This is a genomic window from Bacillus sp. NPDC094106 (assembly GCF_044764345.1).
Taxonomy (GTDB): Bacteria; Bacillota; Bacilli; order Bacillales; family Bacillaceae_G; genus Bacillus_A.
On sequence record NZ_JBIWHY010000003.1, the window covers coordinates 98,491 to 119,651 of the forward strand.

Consider the following 21,161-nt stretch of genomic DNA (forward strand, 5'->3'; position numbering starts at 1 on the left):
ACTTAAGTACTTTTAGTATAGCACACTACACCTGATTTTCTTTATGCCCACGTGTTAATTTTATCATCTGTTTTTCTGTAAAGAACGATAATAAATGCGCATGACATGTAAAGAAGATGACCTGTCTATCCTTCGCAATCTCTTTTATTAACTGGGTTGTTCGTTCTGTTCTTATTGCATCAAAATGCACAAAGCTATCATCAATAATAAATGGATAATCATGTTCAAACGTATGAGCAAGTGCAAATCTTAGTGATAAATACAACTGCTCCGCTGTCGCCTGACTTAGCTCATGACTGTAAAAACGAACTCCATCGCTGCGTTCAACGATAAATGGCTCCGTTTCTGATGGTGAAAAAATCTTACTGTATTTCTCACCTGTTAAGTATACAAAATACTCTTCCGATTTTTGTAAAATGCGCGGTAATTGTACTTCATGGTAATATTGCTTCGTTTTTGTTAGCACCGTTTTTGCCGCTGCATACGCTGCCCATTTTTTCACTTGTTCGCGCACATGCGACTTTTTCATTTCCCATTCATGTAGTAAATCACCGTACGTACTACCTTCTTCTAAATTTGCAATTTCTATGCGGTGCTTTGCGATACGCTCAGTTAATTCTTTCTCTTTGGAGAGAAAACCTTGTATACGCCCCGCTTCTTGTTTCAGCTTCTCTTCATAGCCTTCTACTTGGTAGTTCTCAGCTAATGATAAACTTATTAAACGCTGCTCTAACATATCAATCTGCGGTAATAAGCGCTGCACTTGTTTCTCTGCATCTTCATGCTTTTCAGCCTGCACCCCTGCTTCTAAAAACATTTCTTCATCCAAAGCTCCTGCCATTTTCCATAGTCCATCTCTTTCTGACAGAAGCTGCTTCATTTGGTGCTGTAACAATTCATATTCTTCCTGCCACTCAGCAAGCTTTTCTTGCAACTGTTTATACAGCTGTCTCTTTTCTTTTTCCTGCTGAATGCGATCACGAATCATATGAAGGGTATCAAAGTCTGTATCTTTCATAACATTCTCTAGTTTATGTTCAAACTGAGAAATCATTTCATATAATGCATCTTTTCGCTCTAATTGTTTCCCTAATTCACGATATAATTGCTGTATTTTTTCAATGCGTTCAAATGCCGGTAATACGTGCGCATGTGTATAAAAGCTCGGAAATAAATATTGCCCCTTATATACATCTACGCGCTCCGCTATACGAAACGTATCTCTCTCCCATTCTTCATATGCCGAAACAACCTTATCATAACTTCTTTCCATTTGCTGCAATTTATAAGACTCTCGTTCAAATACTTTGCGCAGTTCTTCATCTTTTTCTAATTGATAGCGAATGGACAGTGCCTCTTCGCTTTGACGTCCTCCAGCGCTCTGCTGTAATGTAAGCAGTTCCGCTTGCAAACCATCAGTAGAAGAATCTTTATACAAAACAAGCGAAAGTACAATGAGGACAAAAACGATAACACTTGTAAATAACAAAGCGCGGTTATCTAAAAATAAACTCGTCAGCAAAATCCCTGTATTCATAAGTAACAAAAGAAGACAAACTCTCTGCCAACGCTTTTTCTTTTGCTGCGCGGCTTTCGTTCTTTCTTCATATTTACGCTGAATTCGTTCAACACCTGTACCAACAAAGCCCTTATCTTGAAACGCTTTTTCCTTTTCGGCAAATACCTGTCTTTCTTCATCTGATAACATTTGTTTTTGAATGTGTTTTACATTCTCTTCCTGTTCTTCTAATTGCTCTTGCGCTGCTTTAAAACGGTCATCTAGCTGTTCTTTTCGCGTTTCTAACTCTCTTGCCTTTTGCACAGTTTGCGTAATCAATTCTTTTACCGCAAGACTTGTATCAAATGAAAGAACACTTTCTTTTTCAAAACGAGTACCAATTTGATGCTGCAATTCTTCTATTTCTTCTTTTATATTTCCAATACTTCCAGTAATATCACGCATTTCTTGACGCGCATTTTCATATGACATATGCTGCATGCGAAGTTCTTCTACATAGCTTTCTTTTTGCAGAAGCGCTTCTTCTATTTCAAGTGCATCCACTTCCGATTGCACCATCTCCATCTTTTTCTGAAGCGTATCTAACTGAACACAAAGCGGTTCAATCTTTGCTTTTATCGTTTCATAACGCGCTGCACCTCGAACAGGAAAATGTCCGTCCTGCTCTTCTAATAACTTTTCATAAGCCCGTTTTTCAATTACAAGAGGCTCAAGCGCCGATAAGATTTCATAGTCTTGCTTTCGCTGCTCTGCCAGCTCTTTTTCAGTACGACTATGAACAAGACGCTCTTCGCTTTCCTTTAGCTGCTTCACTTGGTTTTCATACGTACCAATCTTTCCTTTCCACTCGCTAAGTTTCTCCTGAAGCTGCTTCATTTCTTGCAGTGATACATTAATTTCAGGCTTACGACCATTCGGTTTAAAGCGCTGATCCATTTCTTTTTCCAGCTTTTTATCTAACTGTAATAATGCGTCACTTCCAACTGCACTTGCTGAAAATAAATAATTGCCAATCTCCGCTTCACCAAGCTGATGAATATTTTGCAAACCATGCATATCGAATGAAAAGACAGAATCAAACAAGCTCTCATTCATCCCGCTTATAATATCTTGTAAAACTTCTTCCCCGCCTGTTGTTCCATCTTCAAAATAAACCGTTACTTCCCCAGCGGCTGTTTTCGGAAGACGCTCGATTTTCAGTCGCCCATACTGCTTCGTCATCACCGTTATCGCACCGCCATATTTACCGCCTTCTTTCGGTTCATAACGCCTTTGTCCTCTCGTAGGAAATCCGAATAAAATACTCTTCATAAACGAACGAATCGTCGATTTCCCCGCTTCATTTTCACCGTACAACACCGTCAGCAATGAAAGATCCATTTCCACATTTTCTAATTTTCCATAGCCATAAATATGGAGTTTTTCAATTCTCATTTTTTATCCCTCTCTTGCTGGAATAATTGCTCTAATATAATATTTTCTGCTTCCTTTTGAATCTCTGCTTTCTCCTCTTCTGAAAAAGATTCAATGACATTACGAGCAACAGGAGATGTCCAAATCGTTCGAAGCACTGCATCCATATTCGTAAATGATTCTAACTCTTGCAGGACGTTACCAACAAAATGATTCTCCTCTTTTAACCGCTCGATTTCCGCAAATGAAATCGTCTCATTCTTCCACTTAATGACATACACAAAATCTCTTCGCTCTTCCCCCGCTGCTAAAATATGAAAAATCTCTTCCACTCGTTTTTCATCACGTAAATAAGGAGACAATGATCCTTGCCCTGTAAACAAAACTGTCAAAAGCGTCCCTTCCTCAGCTTTGCGTCGCTCATTGATCGCTTCCGTACAAGCTGTCATAAGATCATCAACGGTTTCTAATTCATCGATACGAATTTCTATTTCTCCCCAAATAACATCCGCCGCTCCGAAAAAGGAACAATTCGTACCTTGCTCTGTTATCTCAACAAGGTACGCCCCTTTCTCTCCCGTTTCCTTTCGGTGACGCCCTTGTATATTACCTGGGTAAACAATATATGGTTCTTCTGCTAAAATTTCGCGCTTATGTATATGGCCAAGAGCCCAGTAATCAAACTGTTTTTCTTTCAGCTCACGAATTTGAAACGGTGCATAACGATTATGCTCCGCATCGCCGCCTTCCACACTTCCGTGAAGCATCCCAATATGAAAAGGCGCGTCGCTCATTTTTGTATATTGCGCCGTCATATTATCGGTTACGGCTTGCTGCAAGTAACTAAATCCATAAATCGATGCAAGGAGTTCACCATCTTTGTAAAATGACTTCTCTTCTACATATGGCTCTGTAAACACATGAACATTCTCTGGAAACTCAATTGCCGCCCAGCTTCCGCCTAAATGATCGTGATTGCCATGAATCATATACACAGGAATTTCATACTGCGCAAGCCTTTTCATCTGCTCTCTCACAAACACCTGTGCACGCAAGCTTCTCGTTTCCGCATCATATAAATCCCCTGCAAGCAGGACAAAATCAACGCGCTCTTGAATTGCTTTATCGATAATACGTTCAAACGACTGAAACGTACTTTGCTTCATTCTTTCCCAAACAGATGCTGGCACATTCATTTCCATCCCTTTAAACGGACTATCTAAATGTAAATCGGCCGCATGAATAAACTTTATTTCTTTCACAATGTAACGCCCTTTCTCCGTCATACTTAATTTTATTTTAGCACGATGTATCACATATTTCTGTTGCATAATTACTCGTTTTATGACGTAGTAGCTACAACGTTCCGATTCTTTACTCTGACGGGTGTAAAAAAATAAAAAAGATGTTTAAAACATACTAAAGTTCTTTTTAAAATTAAAATAGGGAAGTTATTTTTCAGATGATTTTCTTTTGTATTAGGAGGACATTAAGAATATCTTATATTGTTCTCATCGTATTTTAATCTTTTTTTAGTAGAGTATACCTTGTATCCTACAAGGAAAGAGGAAGAAAACCATGAATGTACTACATTTTTTAAGCGAATATATAAAACACCCAAGAACTGTAGGAGCAATATTATCAAGTTCTAAGCAACTTGCAAAACAAATGATATCTCCTATTAATTTTGAACAAGCAAAATGCATTATTGAGTATGGACCAGGAACCGGAGTGTTTACGGAACAGCTCATTCAACATAAACATAATGACACAGTATTGCTAATCATTGAGAGCAATAAACAATTTTACGATATACTTCAAAATAAATATGCAGACATGAAAAATGTGTACATTATTCATGATTCTGCCGAGTATACGGAAAAATATATTCAGCAATATAAAATTACCCAAGTCGATTATATTGTTTCAGGATTACCCTTTACCAGTTTATCCCTGGATACTTCTAAAAAGATATTACAGGTAACAAAAGAACTGTTAGGGGAGGATGGAAAATTTATCACTTTCCAATATACACGTCTTAAACAACAATTTTTCCGGTCTTTCTTTACAAATATTGAAATAAAAAAAACAAACTGGAATATTCCACCAGCCTTTGTGTTTACTTGCTGTATGTGATGGGGATTCAACCCCATCTCCTTACAGCTAAAGTTAAATGTATCCATAAAATAAAAAAACGTTATTCTTTTTGTAGGAATATACAGAAAGGATAACGTTTTTTTAGATTTTAGGTCTTACTAATATACAATTTTCTTTTTTGGTATAATGCTCCCTAAAACACAAAGTATAAGTATCTATAATACAGTATGTTTTTGACGATATTGTCTCGGGGTCATGTTAGTGACTTTTTTGAAAACCTTTGTGAAATAACTTTGATCATTAAAGTTAAGCCAAGCACAAATATCAGATAATGGATATGTAGTTAAAGTTAATAATTTTTTTGTTTCTTCTACCCGCTCCCTTTGAATATATTCACTTAAAGGGATACCCACTTCTTTTTTAAATAATCTAGATAAATAAGTGGAATTTACATCCATAATTTTAGCAAGATCTTTGAGAGATATTTCATGATAAATATTTTTAGTAATATAATTTATGCACCTAGTGACCGTATTCGAATACTTGTGAACATTGTATTCTTTCACACGATCTGCAAAAGTACATAAAGCATCCTCTATTAATCTATTTACAGAGTACATGTTATCTATTTGTTCTATTGTTTGTATATATAAAGCACTAAGCGAAAAAGCAATTTCTGATGGAAGATTACCCCCTATTGCATATCGAGTAGCTAAAGTAATAGCAATAATTCCATTGTTTTTTTGTTGTCTGAGTTGATCCCCTTTTGATAAAGTTACAGCCTCTTCTTGTGGGAATGCATACGCATATTCTATTACTTTTTTCTTATTTCCTTCCTTGATGTTTGTGAAAAATTCCCTTTCTAATAATACATCGTAATTACTTGGACTATTTTGACGACGTGTTGAAATATATAAATCAGGATTTACTATTTTATAGGAAGTTTCCTCAAGTAATTTATTTTTTTCCCAAACAGTGCCTACATCTAACTTTTCATTAAAGACCATGTAATGTAATAAAATACCTATATGAATTAAAGTGATCTTTTTAATCACAGGTATAGAATGATAGTAGACAATCCCATCTTGTATTCCAGCACTTGAATCAAATTCATTCATTAACTTAATAACCATATCTTCTGATACCCTTGGATATGTAGAAGGACCAATAATAAGCGTTCCATTTACATATTTATGATCTACTATGCGAATTAAGACAAAATTCTCCAAATAGCTGTTGGTTTTTATGAGCGGAAAATTATAGAGATCATTTTCCTGATAAAGCTCACTAAGTTGTTCTTCCTTAGAAGAATGAAAAGGACTGTAAATATCATTAGAAGTAGATTGATATAAGATATCTTTATTTATAGATAAAAACTGAACAGGTACATTAAACATTTGATGTATAATATCACACAAATATTGTGTGTCAATAGAATTACTCATTATATTCCCCTTTTAATTAGATAAAATAATAAACCTTCGTATAAAAACTAAAACATTTCATATCCCCTAAAATGTTATTACAAATTGTCAAAAAAATACCATTTACCCCAAAATATTACCATAACTTTTCCAGAAAGACATGTATTCTTTAGTAATTAATATCTAAATAATTAAGGGGGAGGAAGAGAGTTTAAAATATTTTGTGTAAAAAAATCAAAATGGATTTATATAGCACTACACATCGTTACATATTAAATAGTAAATTTATGGAGTGAGTATTATGTTACAACATATTAATTCAATTGACATAAAATACACTTGTCATTTAATCTTTCAAACATTTAAAGTACCAATTTGCTTTCTAGATAAAGACAAACATATCGTATATGAATTTGCATTTAAAGATATACTTAATCCCTTCTATACTTCTAAAGAGGAGCAGTTAAATGGGTTGTTTAATGGTACCATTCTTCAAAACTTCCCAACCATTAAAAGCAATGAATATTTAGAGAATTTTATCGTTATCCATGTTGAACGTAAGGACTACATAAATGGAAGTTTTATCATAGGGCCATCTATATTTTCAGGACCACTTTCAGCACAAATTGAAAGAATAACAAACGACAGTAGATTAATGATAAATAAAGAAGAAGTTCGAAATTATTACAATTCGCTTCCAATAATCAATGCTTCAACTTTAATTCATATAAGTATTTTACTGTATTATCTCATCTACAATAAAAAATTAGACGTAACCACTGTTCAACAAAAAAACAACCTTTTTGAAAACATGAACAATGATTTGAACACTTTAATAGGTCGTCAGAATAGTGTTATTCATCATGATTATGCAACGGAAAAGAAGTTTTTTAAATACATTGAAACTGGAAATAAAAAAGAAATGCTAAAATATTATTACTCAGTTGACCCAACGACGCTTGGGGTTTTATCGTTAACAAGTGAGGTGAGAAATAAAAAAAATCTTGCCATCAGTTTTATTACTTTAGCTTGTAGATATGCAATGGAAGGAGGCCTTCCTTCAGAAATTGCTTATTCACTGAGTGATTTATATATACAAAGCTTAGAAAAGTTAGATAACTTAAAAGACGTCAATAGACTACTTGAAGAAGTTTTATGTACTTTTGCAGATCGTGTAAAAGAATGGAGGGTGAAAAAATATTCTCCAACTATTCTCGCTTGCCAAAACTATATTGCCAGAAATCTTTATCAAGAAATATCACTTAAAGACCTTGCCGATGCTATTCATATGCACCCCAACTATTTATCTACATTGTTTAAAAAAGAGGTAGGAATTTCTTTAAGTAAATATATACAACAAGCGAAAATAGAAGAGGCACAAAGGCTCTTAAGTTTAACTACACATTCCCTAACAGATATTTGTATTTTGCTTAACTTTACCGATCAAAGTTATTTCACAAAGATTTTCAAAGAATTCACTGGCGAAACACCAAAACTATTTCGGCAGAAACATACCATACTATGAAATAGAGTCCACTTTGAGTAAACAACAAAATTTTTATCAATATACAAAAATCAAAAAGAAGATACCCCCCTATATATTAGGTAGTTATCTTCTTTTTCTTTTCTAAGGAACTTTTTTCAGTGTCCTCTCAGCATCTAGCATGTTTTTCAACTTAATAGCAATACTACTTACTTATTGACCTCGTTGACGGCGGAATAAGATTACCCCAAAGATTAACAACAACATACCTACAAGCATTGTAATAAATTCCGTTGGTGTTCCTCCCGTTTTAGGAAGTAATGCTGTCGTCTTTCCATTTCCTTTAGTAGGTGTAACTTTTGAATCGTTATTTGTGTTTGTAACTTTGTTTATATTTGTATTTGTATTTGTATTTGTATTTGTATTTGTATTTGGATCTTTGTTTGGATCTACAACTGTCCCATCCTTGATTTTCGTATTCGTGATATCATAACCTTTTACTTCTGTTTTATATCCATCTACTGGTTGTTCTTTCACTTCATACTTATATGCTTTTCCATCTGTATCATATGCCGCTAAATCTGTAAATGCATATTTCCAGCTTTTTTCCGCTGTTACTTCTTTCGTATCAATCACTTTACCGTTTTGGAGTAAGTCTACTTTTATCACTTTCGGACGATCTGTCGCATTATCGTCTTTCCATGTTTTTGTTCCTTCTACTTTTGTTTTACCTACTGGTGTTTCGCCTACTTTTGTATTCGTGATATCATAACCTTTTACTTCCGATTTATATCCATCTACCGGGTGTTCTTTTACTTCATACTTGTACGCTACTCCGTTTGCATCGTGCGCGGCTAAGTCTTTGAATTCATATTTCCATCCTTTTTCCGCTGTTACTTCTTTCGTGTCAATCACTTGACCGTTTTGCAGTAAGTCTACTTTTATCACTTTCGGACGATCTGTCGCATTGTCGTCTTTCCATGTCTTCGTTCCTTCTACTTTTGTTTTACCTACTGGTGTTTCACCTACTTTTGTATTCGTGATGTCATAACCGTTTACGCTGGATTTGTATCCGTCTACCAGGTGTTCTTTTACTTCATACTTGTACGCTACTCCATTTGCATCGTATGCTGGTAGGTTTTCAAATGTGTACTTCCATTTTGTTGCCGCTGTTACTTCTTTTGTTTCTACTACTTTACCGTTTTGCAGTAAATCCACTTGAATCACACTTGGACGATCTGTCGCATTGTCGTCTTTCCATGTTTTTGTTCCTTCTACTTTTGTTTGATCTACTGTTGTTTCGCCTACTTTTGTATTCGTGATGTCATAACCGTTTACTTCCGATTTATATCCATCCACCGGGTGTTCTTTTACTTCATACTTGTACGCTACTCCGTTTGCATCGTGCGCGGCTAAGTCTTTGAATTCATATTTCCAGCCTTTTTCCGCTGTTACTTCTTTCGTATCAATCACTTTGCCATTTTGCAGTAAGTCTACTTTTATCACTTTCGGACGATCTTTCTCATTATCATCTTTCCATGTTTTTGTTCCTTCTACTTTTGTTTTACCTACTGGTGTTTCGCCTACTTTTGTATTCGTGATATCATAACCTTTTACTTCCGATTTATATCCATCTACCGGGTGTTCTTTTACTTCATACTTGTACGCTACTCCGTTTGCATCGTGCGCGGCTAAGTCTTTGAATTCATATTTCCATCCTTTTTCCGCTGTTACTTCTTTCGTGTCAATCACTTGACCGTTTTGCAGTAAGTCTACTTTTATCACTTTCGGACGATCTGTCGCATTGTCGTCTTTCCATGTTTTTGTTCCTTCTACTTTTGTTTTACCTACTGGTGTTTCACCTACTTTTGTATTCGTGATGTCATAACCGTTTACGCTGGATTTGTATCCGTCTACCAGGTGTTCTTTTACTTCATACTTGTACGCTACTCCGTTTGCATCGTGCGCGGCTAAGTCTTTGAATTCATATTTCCAGCCTTTTTCCGCTGTTACTTCTTTTGTTTCTACTACTTTACCGTTTTGCAGTAAATCCACTTTAATTGTTTTCGGACGATCTGTCGCATTGTCGTCTTTCCATGTTTTTGTTCCTTCTACTTTTGTTTGATCTACTGTTGTTTCGCCTACTTTTGTATTCGTGATGTCATAACCGTTTACTTCCGATTTATATCCATCCACCGGGTGTTCTTTTACTTCATACTTGTACGCTACTCCGTTTGCATCGTACGCGGCTAAGTCTTTGAATTCATATTTCCAGCCTTTTTCCGCTGTTACTTCTTTTGTTTCTACTACTTTACCGTTTTGCAGTAAATCCACTTTAATTGTTTTCGGACGATCTGTCGCATTGTCGTCTTTCCATGTTTTTGTTCCTTCTACTTTTGTTTGATCTACTGTTGTTTCGCCTACTTTTGTATTCGTGATGTCATAACCGTTTACTTCCGATTTATATCCATCCACCGGGTGTTCTTTTACTTCATACTTGTACGCTACTCCGTTTGCATCGTACGCTGGTAGCTTTTCAAATGTGTACTTCCATTTTGTTGCCGCTGTTACTTCTTTTGTTTCTACTACTTTACCGTTTTGTAGTAAATCCACTTTAATCACGCTTGGACGATCTGTTGCGTTGTTATCGTTCCATGTCTTCGTTCCTTCTACTTTTGTTTGATCTACTTTTGTATTCGTGATGTCATAACCTTTTACTTCTGTTTTATATCCATCCACCGGGTGTTCTTTCACTTCATACTTGTATGCTACCCCGTTTGCATCGTACGCGGCTAAGTCTTTGAATTCATATTTCCAGCCTTTTTCCGCCGTTACTTCTTTCGTGTCGATAACTTGACCGTTTTGTAGTAAGTCTACCTTGATTGTTTTCGGACGATCTGTCGTATTATCATCTTTCCACGTCTTCGTTCCTTCTACTTTTGTTTCGCCTACTTTTGTATTTATGATGTCATAGCCGTGTACGTCAGATTGATATCCCGCTATCGGATGTTCTTTTACTTCATACTTGTAAGCAACGCCATTTGCATCGTATACTGGTAGATTTTCAAACGTATACTTCCAATTTGTTACCTCTGTTATTTCTTTTGTGTCTACTACTTTACCGTTTTGCAGTAAATCCACTTGAATCGCGCTTGGACGATCTGTTGCGTTGTTATCGTTCCATGTCTTCGTTCCTTCTACTTTCGTTTCGCCTACTTTTGTATTTATGATGTCATAACCATGTACGTCAGATTGATATCCCGCTATCGGATGTTCTTTTACTGTATACGTGTACGCTACTCCATTCTCATCATATGCTGCTAAATCTTTGAATTCATATTTCCAGCCTTTTTCCCCTGTTACTTCTTTTGTTTCAATCACTTTACCGTTTTGCAGTAAATCCACTTTAATCACGCTTGGACGATCTGTTGCGTTGTTATCGTTCCATGTCTTCGTTCCTTCTACTTTCGTTTCGCCTACTTTTGTATTTGTGATGTCATAACCGCTTAAGATGGATTGATATCCTGCTACCAGATGTTCTTTCACTTCATACGTATACGCTATTCCATTCGCATCATATGTTTCTAAATCTGCAAATATATATTTCCAACCTATTACTGCCAGTACGTCTTGTGTTTTGATTACGTTTCCGTTTTGGAGTAAGTCTACTTTGATCATTGCCGGACGGTCTATTGCGTTTCCGTCTTTCCATGTCTTCGTTCCTTCTACTGTCAATTTTGCTACTTTTGTGTTTGTAATGTTGTAACCATTTACTTCCGATTTGTATCCTGCTACCGGATGTTCTTTTACTGTATAAGTATAGGCAACACCATTCGCATCATATTGTGCTAAATCTACAAACGTATAATTCCAATTGTTTGCCGCTGTTACGTCTTGTGTTTTAATTACGTTGCCATTTTGCAATAAGTCTACTTTAATCATTGTCGGTCGATCTGATGCATTGTTGTCTTTCCAAGTTTTCGTTCCTGAAACGGATGTTGTTTTTACTTCTTTTGTATTCGTAATGTTATAACCATTCACTTCCGATTTGTATCCCGCTACTGCTTGTTCTTTTACTTCATACTTGTAAGCAACACCATTCGCATCATATTGTGCTAAATCTGCAAACGTATAATTCCAATCGTTTGCCGCTGTTACTTCTTGTGTTTCTACTACTTTACCGTTTTGCAGTAAGTCTACCTTAATCATCGTCGGTCGATCTGTCGCATTGTTGTCTTTCCAAGTTTTCGTTCCTGAAACGGATGTTGTTTTTACTTCTTTTGTATTCATAATGTTATAACCATTCACTTCCGATTTGTATCCCGCTACTGCTTGTTCTTTTACTTCATACTTGTAAGCAACACCATTTGCATCATATTGTGCCAAGTCTGCAAATGTATAGTTCCAACCGTTTGCTGCTGTTACCTCTTGTGTTTGGATTACCTTGTCATTTTGTAGTAAGTCTACTTTGATTGTTTGTGGACGATCCTTTGCGTTGTTATCGTTCCAAGTCTTCGTTCCTGAAACGGATGTCTTCTTCACTTTATTCGGAATCATAAGCTTTACACCTTTTTCAGCATTTGCATCAACTGTAAAGCTTACTTTTGCTTGCGGATCAAAATCCAGATAGTCTGGAGCTGAAATTTCTTGCACATAGTAATTTCCCGCCATTAAATCAGGAACTTCAACTATACCTTGTGCATCTGTTGTATAAGTACCTCCTATTTGCTGACCTGATTCTTTATACAACTTAAACGTGACACCTTGGATGAATTTCTCTTCGTTTCCTGCAATGTGCTTAACAATTCTTAACGTTCCTTTAGGAGGCAAATCACCATCAGCACCGCCATCCATGCTTATATTCTTAACCCATGCACTATTTGCATCCGATACTGGAGCTTCGTTAACAATTTGGTAATTAATCTTATAATTATTTAAAAATGATTCTTGTTTCTTTCCGCTTTCCGTTATAGCAGTTGTATAGCCAACCGCAAAAGAATTACCGCTTGCTTTATCCTTATAAATCAAGACATCAAATGAATTATCACCAGTAAAAGTAATCGTTCCATAGCCTTGATCTTGAAATTGTTGAAGTGTTAAATTTAAAGACGTAGTTCCATTATGAATTGCTATATAAAAACTATTCTTATTAAGTGTTTGCCCGGGCTGCACACTATCAGACAAAACAATATCAGTATTTAACTGCTGTTTTTTATTGTTTATAGCCAAGAACCAACGCACTTCATCGGTATTATCGTGCTGAATATCGCCTGCTTTGTAGAAAAACTCTGTAGGTTCTGTACTACCAGTTGGGCCGCTAATCGTTACCGCTTGCTTTTCTAAATTTGTACCTAGATTTGTCTCGATTGTTTTTGTTTCTCCCGTTGGTACATTCATTCCTGAAACTGTAAAATTAAAATGTCCTCTAATATTTTGAAGTTTCTCAACCACATCAGTAAATGTACATACGACATTCGTTGTCGTGATTTTACAAGTACCAAAATCAGTTCCTTCATCATTTTTTAATAGAATCGTTCCTCTAAATCCCATTAATTCATGAGGTAACGTTAATGTTAGTGTGTCACCAGCCTTCATTTGATTTCCAGATTTATCACTAAAATTCACTCTTATTCCAGTTTGTTCACTGTAACCTAATTGCGTTTTATCGATTGTAAAACTATCCACAAATCCTGTTGTATTTAATTCTTGTGCCTTTGCTATTATAGGCACCAAACTCTGACCTATAGTAAACATAAAGATCATGATGATTGAAAAAATTGAAGTGATTCTTTTCAAATAATGGTAGTAGGTAAACTTTTGAAGTAATCTCCAGCTTTTCCCCTACCCCACACCGTGCATGCGACTTTCACCGCACACGGCGTTCCATCTAATAAACAAGTTCGTAGAATACGCCACTTGGCATCGCCTTCTTTCCCTAATAGATAGCGAGTAACCTGTTCATTAGACTTTGGGCCTTCCCTCCACTCCTTATTATCAGAGCTTCATTGGTACTACACCCCAGCTGCCATCCCTATTCATAACTCTTTCACAGCTTATGTTTATGTATGTGATTGCTGTTCCCCAAGTTATTACTACATCGTTAGGGACTTCTGACGTTCCAAAACTGCTAGGTATATAACTATACGTAGGTCCTTGCCTTTGTCCCGATTACCACTTCATAAGAAGTTAAAACAACCCTTTAGCTTTATCCATCACAAACCGTATGATATTTGTTCTGGAGGCAATATATTTATATGTATACCCATTTCTAGGAACGGATTTACGAGACGTACATTCGGCAGTTCGTCATTGATAATTCAAATTCTGACCATATATAGCTCCCTGTCCGCACCACTTTCGCAGTATGTTTAACCTTTCCTCAGCTTCACCTGTTAGGGCTACTCGATGCGACTTTCCCCCGCTTCACACGCATTCGTTACCAATTACGCATGGGGGAGTATTAACAGCCATCTCGTCATGGGATTTGTTTGGGTATCCCACCGTGGTCTCACAGTTTCAGTTGTTACTAACTTAAATCGTTAGTCCAGGCAATCCCTCGAGTAAACTCGATTTCTGCCTAACGTCACGCACCATACCCTATTCCTTCCCCCTATCCATTGTATTTAGAGCATTTCTAGTACAAATTTCTCTTTCCTCTCCATTCATAAATAAGTGTTACACTTTGGATTATCTTCCCCTTTCTTTTTTCATTGTTTTTAGCATGTATTACTTACTCTTATCATCTTAGTAAGTTAACAAACTAATTTATGGTAAAATTCTCATGAATATATAATTATTTTAAGAGAAACTGGGAAAATTTATGGAATGATTATTATTTTGCAACATGTTCATTTGATTGATATAAGATACACTTGTTATTTCATCTATCAAACATTTAAAATACCAATTCGCTTTCTTGAAAAAGCGATTCACAGCCTTATGATTTCTTGTTTTACTTAAATAAAAATCAAGAATCATGATCATAGAGCCACCTCCTCCTTTCTCTTCAAAAACAAAATAGATACAAAAGCCATCTTACTTATTACCAATCATGTCACATATTTCTTTGCATATTCTAACGTTTTATGACAAAATAGTTATAAGATTCTGATTTTAATTTGGAGGGGAATTTTTATGGGGGCATACATTCTAACAGTCTTTGAAAAAGATGGTTCAAAAGCATTAGACGAATCGTTCGAGGCCGCAACAGAAGCAGAAGCGAAATCAAAGGGTGAATCTATTTTACGAGAAAAAGGATTGTATGAAAAAACACATCGCTGCACATCTTCAGCAGGAAAGCTTGTTTTATTCCAGCGCTAAAAAAAGAAGCGTCATCCGCTTCTTTTTCATTCCATATCTTCATCACACCACGTAAATACCACATCTAGAATGCGATTTCCAATACGCACGCGCCGATTCCACTCTCCAGCTTGAATTTGGCGCTGCAATTCATCTTTCATCTTTTCCGTCCAGTCGTGGATGCTTCCATTCCCGTCGTACGGATATACGCCCTGGAACTCTTCCTGTAGAAGGCTAAGGCTTTCTGCATCCAAATGAAAATGGAAAAAGTAGTTTGCCGTAAGCGATGGTTCTTGCAATTTTAAAAACGGATCGTCAATTTGCTTTTTATTTCGGTAAAAAGTAAATATATTTACCTTTCCGCTCGTAATTTGGTCAATTTGAATTTCGTGCTTCTCTATAATCACGTCTTGTCCACCTCGTTATATACTACCTTTAGTATATATGTCTTTTACACCGAAGTTAACCATTTTCACACGAAATTCATTTTCTTCACCTATTTCCCGGACCTCCAAGTAACAATCAGAACAAATAAACTACACCAAACATGAAGGGGAGAGATTATATGTATTTCGGAAGCAAAGGTTGGTATGTAAGCGAATTAAAAAAATTAGGTATCCGTTACTACGAAGGCAGAAAACTAGAATCTTATCGTACGCATGTGTTGGCTAGTTTGCTTGAAAAAGCGAAGAGACAATCTGCTTAATTTGAAGAAGCTCCTTCTTTGGCTGAAGGAGCTTTTTTCATTTACCTTATTCTGCAGATTGTCTAAAGTAATAAAGAACAAATTCACTACATTCTGCTTCCAATTTTTTGTAAGATTAATCCTTTAGATCTAGCAAGTTTAACCCAGCCTGGATATTCGTTCATGAGTAAATCATATAGCTGATTATCAGGTATCCCGGCAGGATCTGCTACATGAAAGAAATTTGCATTATCAATGAAGCGCCCTGTTAAGTTATCTAACTCTTCTAAGAAACCAAAATTGCCAACGTTTTGATAGTTACCATAGGCATCATAATTCGATTCACCTATCGCCATAAACTGCCAGAAGATAGGCTCATATGAAGAGCTTTCTATTTCATCAATCGTACGGGTTTCATCAAAGGCTGCGCCATCTGTTAAGAACATAACATATACAGGAGTTTCCTCGGATAATGGCTCCCTGCGTCTTTGAGCGAGACCAAAGTAATGTTCCCTAACCATTTTCATAACATCGGAATAATAAGTAGCGCCCTCAAGAGGATAGCGACGAATCATGCGATTAACAAAACCATCAAAATTATCAATCGTTAATTCACCAGCATCATGAGCATATTGTCCGAACAAAAAGATATCGATTGAACCATCATCATCAAACCTAGTTCCAAGCGCTAATATCCTTTCAGCGAATTCTTGAATCTTTCCAGATCTATACAAATCATACATGGAACCAGAAATATCTAGACAAAGGGCCACTTTGGCTTCATGATTTTGCAACCCAACCTTCTCCAAAGAAATCTTCGCCTTTTTAGAAAGATCGAGTAATTTCGGAGCCTGCTTGGCCATTTTTTTCTCTAGTAAAATCTTTTTACTATTTACAATTGGAGTAGGTATCTGTTGATTTACGGTATTTTGTACTTCTTGTTTATCCGCAACCTCACCACCAAAATGCTCTAGTAATGCAGCTAACCCACCATTAAATCCTTGTCCAACAGCAGAAAGTCTCCACATTGACTTATAGTAAATTTCTGAAATAATGATCGCTTTTTCATTTTCAAACTGATTCCCTGTAAATTCATATTTTAGGATTGGCTGCCCATTTGCTTTTACTAGCATGTACCCTGAAGAAATCATAGACATTGTTCCATTGTTATCAATTGTTGCCGTGAACACTAAATTCTGAACAGTAGAAAGCGGAACATTTGATAAATCGATTAAAAAATTGCTGTATCCATTACCATGTGATGTAAGACACATTTCTCTATTTGGAGATTGTAATTGATTATAAAAAACGACAAATCGATCATCTACTATTTTCTTGTCTGCATTTAATCCAAAACAAGTAATATCAATTTCTAAGCTAGATTGTATCGAAATCTCAACTTGTAATTCTTTACATGAAGTGTAATCTGATAACTTGATCTTTTCCCCTCTAATTAAGGACTTCATATACGTATCCCCTTTTTATTCATCTATATATAATAGCTTACAATATTACAAGAAAAGGGAAAAGTGGAATCTTAATGATATATATACATCAATTAAAAAACCAACATAAAACCCTTCTTTTTAGGTGGGAGAGAGGATCTGGCCATGCATAGAAGCGGTCATCAGGACCTTTTTTTGCCACATGCGAAGTAAAAAACGAGTGTAGGTTACTTTTTATTCTACATAGCAAGAATTTAGATGCCGAAAAATTAAATGGATTTATATAAAAAGAACTACTGGTTGAAGATCGCCTATGCAACTAGTAAATGATTACAGTATTGTACCGAGCCCATGTACTGAGAAATTTGTTGTTAGAGAAGTAGCGGGAGACAGAAGAGAAATAAGATTTCTCCTCTATGCTCCAATCATGTAGAGCCAAGAGAGACCTTAAGAAATTAAGTTTTTTTCTATAAAACTGAAATTTTCCTTTTATTGTCTAGACAGGATGAAAATGAAATGTTATATTACCAATGATAATCATTACCATTTTATAATCATTATTAAAAAAAAGGAGGAACCTTGCATGCAATGGTATGTAAAAGCACTAAAAAACTATGTAGGTTTTCAAGGGAGAGCTCGTCGTACAGAATACTGGATGTTTTTCCTTATTAACCTTATTATCACTATTGGATTAGAAATCCTTGTGACAGTATCGGATAAATTTTTGATACCTTTCGCACTTTATGCTCTCGCAATCATATTGCCATCCTTAGCTGTTGGTGCCCGCAGACTGCACGATACAGGAAAAAGTGGCTGGTGGCAGCTACTGAGCATTATTCCTGTCATTGGTGGTATCGTTCTCATTATATTCTTTTGCCAGGATAGTCAAAAAGGCGATAACAAATATGGTACAAACCCTAAGGCTGACACAAGCTATTAATATTATTCTTACTATATAAGTAGATAAATAGCCCATGAAGATTTTCTTCATGGGCTATTTCTATTTTTTCTTTATTTGTGATACGTACTTATACGGTTTCTAATACCTTTTCAAGCATTGTTCCATTTTTAGCATAATTCGTATGCCAAGAAAAAGCTTTTTCTAACACATGAGGAGTTTGTCCACCCCTTGTTTGTGCTTCTTGGTAATAAGCTCGTAGCTGGTCACGATACATTGGATGTGCGCAATTCTCAATAATCAGTTCTACTCTTTCCCTTGGCGCCAGTCCTCTTAAGTCAGCATATCCCTGCTCAGTGACGATAACATCTACATCGTGTTCGGTATGGTCTACATGAGAGACGAAAGGAACGATGCTTGAAATGTTACCACCTTTTGCAATGGATTTAGTAACAAAGATAGCTAGGCGTGCATTTCTTGCAAAATCACCAGAACCACCAATACCGTTCATCATTTTTGTACCTAAAACGTGAGTAGAATTGACATTTCCGTATATATCTAATTCTAAAGCAGTATTAATCGAGATTAACCCAAGGCGACGAATGATTTCAGGGTGATTAGAAATCTCTTGCGGGCGCATGATTAATTTGTTGCGATATTTCTCAAAGTTAGAAAATACCTGTTGCATTTTCTCTTCGGAAAGCGTGATAGAGCAACAAGAAGCAAAATTTACTTTCCCAGCATCTATAAGATCAAAGACCGCATCTTGTAACACCTCGGAATAAACTTCTAAATCTTGAAACTCTGAATCTAACATTCCATGCAGCACTGCATTGGCCACTGAACCAATTCCCGATTGTAATGGCGCTAAACTTTCCGTTAATCGGCCTACTTTCACTTCTTTTCGAAGGAACTCGATTAAGTGCTGTGCCATAATAACCGTTTCTTCATCTGGCGGAACAATCGTCGATGGTGAATCAAGCTGGTTCGTAAACACAATACCCTTCACTTTTTCAACATCAACTGGAATGCCACTAATTCCAATTCGATCATCCGTTTTAACGAGCGGAATTGGAAGCCTTGACCCTTGTTTCCCAGGTTCATATAAATCATGCAGCCCCTCTAGTTGTGTAGCTTGAGCCATATTAATTTCAATAATAATAGACTTAGCATTTAGAGCAAACGCCATGGAATTTCCAATTGAAGTGGTTGGAATAACCATTCCGTCCTCAGTTATTGCAATCGCTTCCAAAATAGCAACATCTATATCCATAACGTCCGCACGAATCATCTCTGCTGTATGAGACAAGTGCTGATCCACGAATAAAAAGTCTCCATTATTAATTCCTTTTCGCATAGTCGCATCAGCTTGGAAAGGCAATCTTTTTCCTAAAATTCCTGCTTCAGCAAATAATTTATCCACATCCGAGCCTAAGGAAGCTCCAGTATATACATTTACTTTAAAAGATTCATCATTCTTAACGCGGTTCACCAACGCAAACGGGACTGCTTTCACATCACCTGCACGTGTAAACCCACTTAAGCCTAAAGTCATTCCATTTTGAATCCAAGAAGCCGCTTCTTCAGGTGTAACGACCCGTTCCTTTAGACGATGGTCCCTGATTCTATCCAAATTATTCTCCATAATTAATCCCTCTCTTAATGAATATTCATAATTATTTTACACATTAACACCATCAAAATAGGGTTTTTGGTATACGATACCGAAAATTCGGATAAAATAGCGAATCCGGGCTCTAAAGCAGAAAAAATCTAGAATCCTAGAAGTTTTCGGAAATAACTAGCGTATGATTGACTAACTGGTATCCTCTCATTATTATTCATCGAAAGTAAAAAGGTAGAATGAGTATCAGGATAAATCGCTTTAATATGATTAACATTTACAATAAATGAACGGTGACATCTAATAAATGAATCCTTCGGAAGCAAGTATTCGAATTCCTGCAGAGAGTATTTATGTGTTCCTGATAACTCTCCTGAATTCACATACGTCTTTTTATCTTTGGCCTCTAAATAAATGACCTTTGAAAAAGGAAGCGGAATCCAGCCGTCCGTTGTTTTTAAGGTAACGACCGATTTTCCATCCGTTAAAGCGGGATAAATTGCCGTCACGCAACCCTCAAGCTTTCCATTATTTAAAAATGGTACGGCCATTCCATGATAAGGAATACCAAAAACATTCCGATCAATAAACTCAGAGGCCTTTTGCTGCGTCACTATTGCTTTATGGGCAATCGTTCCTTCCTTTATAGGATCCCCGACGCTAATTTTTAAATCAATTCGTTTACTTGGCCGATAGTAGATATATTCTTTTGTATTAGAAACGGCAATTGAAATTTCATCTGAAAATAATTCACCAACGACATCTAGTAGTAACCCTAATGTTATATCTTCCATACTATTAACACCCCATTCACTATTATACTACTATTATTAACACCAAACTGTACTGATTCTGTTGGGAAAAATAATAAAGTCCTAATCAAAAAGAAGTTCAACAGTGGTGACACTTGCAAACAGTACAAAAAATATAGACGTTATGTGTTCAAATATTTTTTTCATATAAAGTTCGTTCCTGCGATCAATGTAACATGGAGAAATATCCTGCAGGATTAGTTTCCACAATGAGATCGTATGAAAAAGAAGGGGTGCATGATTAACATGCACCCCTTCTTTTTATATTTACATCTCACCCCGTTACATCATACTGCTTCACTGTAAAAGGGATCAGGTATTTATTTTTAAATCTCATTTACCTATGATACGGTTCACCGTTATACCTGCAACAGAGGTCATTTTATTTTTTCAATATATAATTATTTATTTCATAATACTAGCGTTAATACTTTTTTTAGATATTTTCATTGGCACACATAA

The 21,161-nt window shown here is 36.1% G+C and carries 13 protein-coding genes; 5 read left to right on the top strand and 8 right to left on the bottom strand.

All coding sequences use genetic code 11. The features are described from left to right. Positions 1-25 precede the first annotated feature (25 nt). Positions 26-2,953 carry an ATP-binding protein gene (locus ACIQ7L_RS05305; protein ID WP_400567275.1) on the bottom strand — a complete coding sequence of 976 codons (2,928 nt, stop codon included), beginning with the start codon at positions 2,951-2,953 and terminating at the stop codon, positions 26-28. Beyond that, entirely contained in the window at positions 2,950-4,194 is a 1,245-nt protein-coding gene (locus tag ACIQ7L_RS05310) for a metallophosphoesterase family protein (RefSeq protein WP_400567277.1), read from the bottom strand. Before ACIQ7L_RS05310 ends, ACIQ7L_RS05305 begins: the two co-directional genes overlap by 4 nt. A 316-nt stretch (positions 4,195-4,510) precedes the next feature. On the opposite strand from ACIQ7L_RS05310, the gene ACIQ7L_RS05315 reads away from it, so the two are divergent. After that, positions 4,511-5,068 carry a class I SAM-dependent methyltransferase gene (locus ACIQ7L_RS05315; RefSeq protein ID WP_400567279.1) on the top strand — a complete coding sequence of 186 codons (558 nt, stop codon included), beginning with the start codon at positions 4,511-4,513 and terminating at the stop codon, positions 5,066-5,068. A 176-nt stretch (positions 5,069-5,244) separates the two neighbouring features. Here ACIQ7L_RS05315 and ACIQ7L_RS05320 read toward each other — a convergent pair whose 3' ends face one another. Then, complete coding sequence (locus tag ACIQ7L_RS05320; protein ID WP_400567281.1) at positions 5,245-6,474, bottom strand: helix-turn-helix domain-containing protein; 1,230 nt, start codon at positions 6,472-6,474, stop codon at positions 5,245-5,247. Between the two features lie 280 nt (positions 6,475-6,754). Here ACIQ7L_RS05320 and ACIQ7L_RS05325 point away from each other — a divergent pair, with 280 nt between their 5' ends. Continuing rightward, entirely contained in the window at positions 6,755-7,978 is a 1,224-nt protein-coding gene (locus ACIQ7L_RS05325; protein ID WP_400567283.1) for a helix-turn-helix domain-containing protein, read from the top strand. A 171-nt stretch (positions 7,979-8,149) separates the two neighbouring features. On the opposite strand, the gene ACIQ7L_RS05330 is transcribed toward ACIQ7L_RS05325, so the two are convergent. Further along, a complete protein-coding gene (locus tag ACIQ7L_RS05330; RefSeq protein WP_400567285.1) occupies positions 8,150-13,666 on the bottom strand; it encodes a Cna B-type domain-containing protein in 5,517 nt (1,838 codons plus the stop codon). Positions 13,667-15,070: 1,404 nt separating this feature from the next. Between ACIQ7L_RS05330 and ACIQ7L_RS05335 the strand changes: the two genes are divergently transcribed. Then, positions 15,071-15,256 carry a YhzD family protein gene (locus ACIQ7L_RS05335; protein ID WP_400567286.1) on the top strand — a complete coding sequence of 62 codons (186 nt, stop codon included), beginning with the start codon at positions 15,071-15,073 and terminating at the stop codon, positions 15,254-15,256. A gap of 26 nt (positions 15,257-15,282) precedes the next feature. Here the strand turns inward: ACIQ7L_RS05335 and ACIQ7L_RS05340 are convergent, their stop codons facing one another. Beyond that, positions 15,283-15,642 carry a hypothetical protein gene (locus ACIQ7L_RS05340; protein WP_400567287.1) on the bottom strand — a complete coding sequence of 120 codons (360 nt, stop codon included), beginning with the start codon at positions 15,640-15,642 and terminating at the stop codon, positions 15,283-15,285. Positions 15,643-15,800: 158 nt separating this feature from the next. On the opposite strand from ACIQ7L_RS05340, the gene ACIQ7L_RS05345 reads away from it, so the two are divergent. Then, positions 15,801-15,941: a YflJ family protein gene (locus tag ACIQ7L_RS05345; RefSeq protein WP_097899701.1), complete on the top strand. Its 141-nt coding sequence runs from the start codon at positions 15,801-15,803 to the stop codon at positions 15,939-15,941. Between the two features lie 86 nt (positions 15,942-16,027). Here the strand turns inward: ACIQ7L_RS05345 and ACIQ7L_RS05350 are convergent, their stop codons facing one another. After that, the gene (locus ACIQ7L_RS05350; protein WP_400567289.1) at positions 16,028-17,386 is read right to left on the bottom strand and encodes a VWA domain-containing protein; all 1,359 of its coding nucleotides are present in this window, start codon (positions 17,384-17,386) and stop codon (positions 16,028-16,030) included. 562 nt (positions 17,387-17,948) lie between these two features. Between ACIQ7L_RS05350 and ACIQ7L_RS05355 the strand changes: the two genes are divergently transcribed. Beyond that, a complete protein-coding gene (locus ACIQ7L_RS05355) occupies positions 17,949-18,305 on the top strand; it encodes a DUF805 domain-containing protein (protein ID WP_400567291.1) in 357 nt (118 codons plus the stop codon). A gap of 88 nt (positions 18,306-18,393) precedes the next feature. On the opposite strand, the gene scpC is transcribed toward ACIQ7L_RS05355, so the two are convergent. Both scpC and ACIQ7L_RS05365 read right to left on the bottom strand, forming a co-directional pair. After that, positions 18,394-19,908 carry a succinyl-CoA:acetate CoA-transferase ScpC gene (scpC, locus tag ACIQ7L_RS05360; RefSeq protein ID WP_400567293.1) on the bottom strand — a complete coding sequence of 505 codons (1,515 nt, stop codon included), beginning with the start codon at positions 19,906-19,908 and terminating at the stop codon, positions 18,394-18,396. Between the two features lie 128 nt (positions 19,909-20,036). Continuing rightward, on the bottom strand, positions 20,037-20,681 hold the full coding sequence (locus ACIQ7L_RS05365; RefSeq protein ID WP_400567294.1) for a LytTR family DNA-binding domain-containing protein: 645 nt from the start codon (positions 20,679-20,681) through the stop codon (positions 20,037-20,039). Positions 20,682-21,161 lie beyond the last annotated feature (480 nt).

What these genes read in the sequence shown, in the direction of transcription:
- ACIQ7L_RS05305 (WP_400567275.1), bottom strand. Translation starts at nt 2,953, where the DNA reads ATGAGAATTGAAAAACTCCATATTTATGGCTATGGAAAATTAGAAAAT.
- ACIQ7L_RS05315 (WP_400567279.1), top strand. Translation starts at nt 4,511, where the DNA reads ATGAATGTACTACATTTTTTAAGCGAATATATAAAACACCCAAGAACT.
- ACIQ7L_RS05320 (WP_400567281.1), bottom strand. Translation starts at nt 6,474, where the DNA reads ATGAGTAATTCTATTGACACACAATATTTGTGTGATATTATACATCAA.
- ACIQ7L_RS05325 (WP_400567283.1), top strand. Translation starts at nt 6,755, where the DNA reads ATGTTACAACATATTAATTCAATTGACATAAAATACACTTGTCATTTA.
- ACIQ7L_RS05335 (WP_400567286.1), top strand. Translation starts at nt 15,071, where the DNA reads ATGGGGGCATACATTCTAACAGTCTTTGAAAAAGATGGTTCAAAAGCA.
- ACIQ7L_RS05345 (WP_097899701.1), top strand. Translation starts at nt 15,801, where the DNA reads ATGTATTTCGGAAGCAAAGGTTGGTATGTAAGCGAATTAAAAAAATTA.
- ACIQ7L_RS05350 (WP_400567289.1), bottom strand. Translation starts at nt 17,386, where the DNA reads ATGAAGTCCTTAATTAGAGGGGAAAAGATCAAGTTATCAGATTACACT.
- ACIQ7L_RS05355 (WP_400567291.1), top strand. Translation starts at nt 17,949, where the DNA reads ATGCAATGGTATGTAAAAGCACTAAAAAACTATGTAGGTTTTCAAGGG.
- scpC (WP_400567293.1), bottom strand. Translation starts at nt 19,908, where the DNA reads ATGGAGAATAATTTGGATAGAATCAGGGACCATCGTCTAAAGGAACGG.
- ACIQ7L_RS05365 (WP_400567294.1), bottom strand. Translation starts at nt 20,681, where the DNA reads ATGGAAGATATAACATTAGGGTTACTACTAGATGTCGTTGGTGAATTA.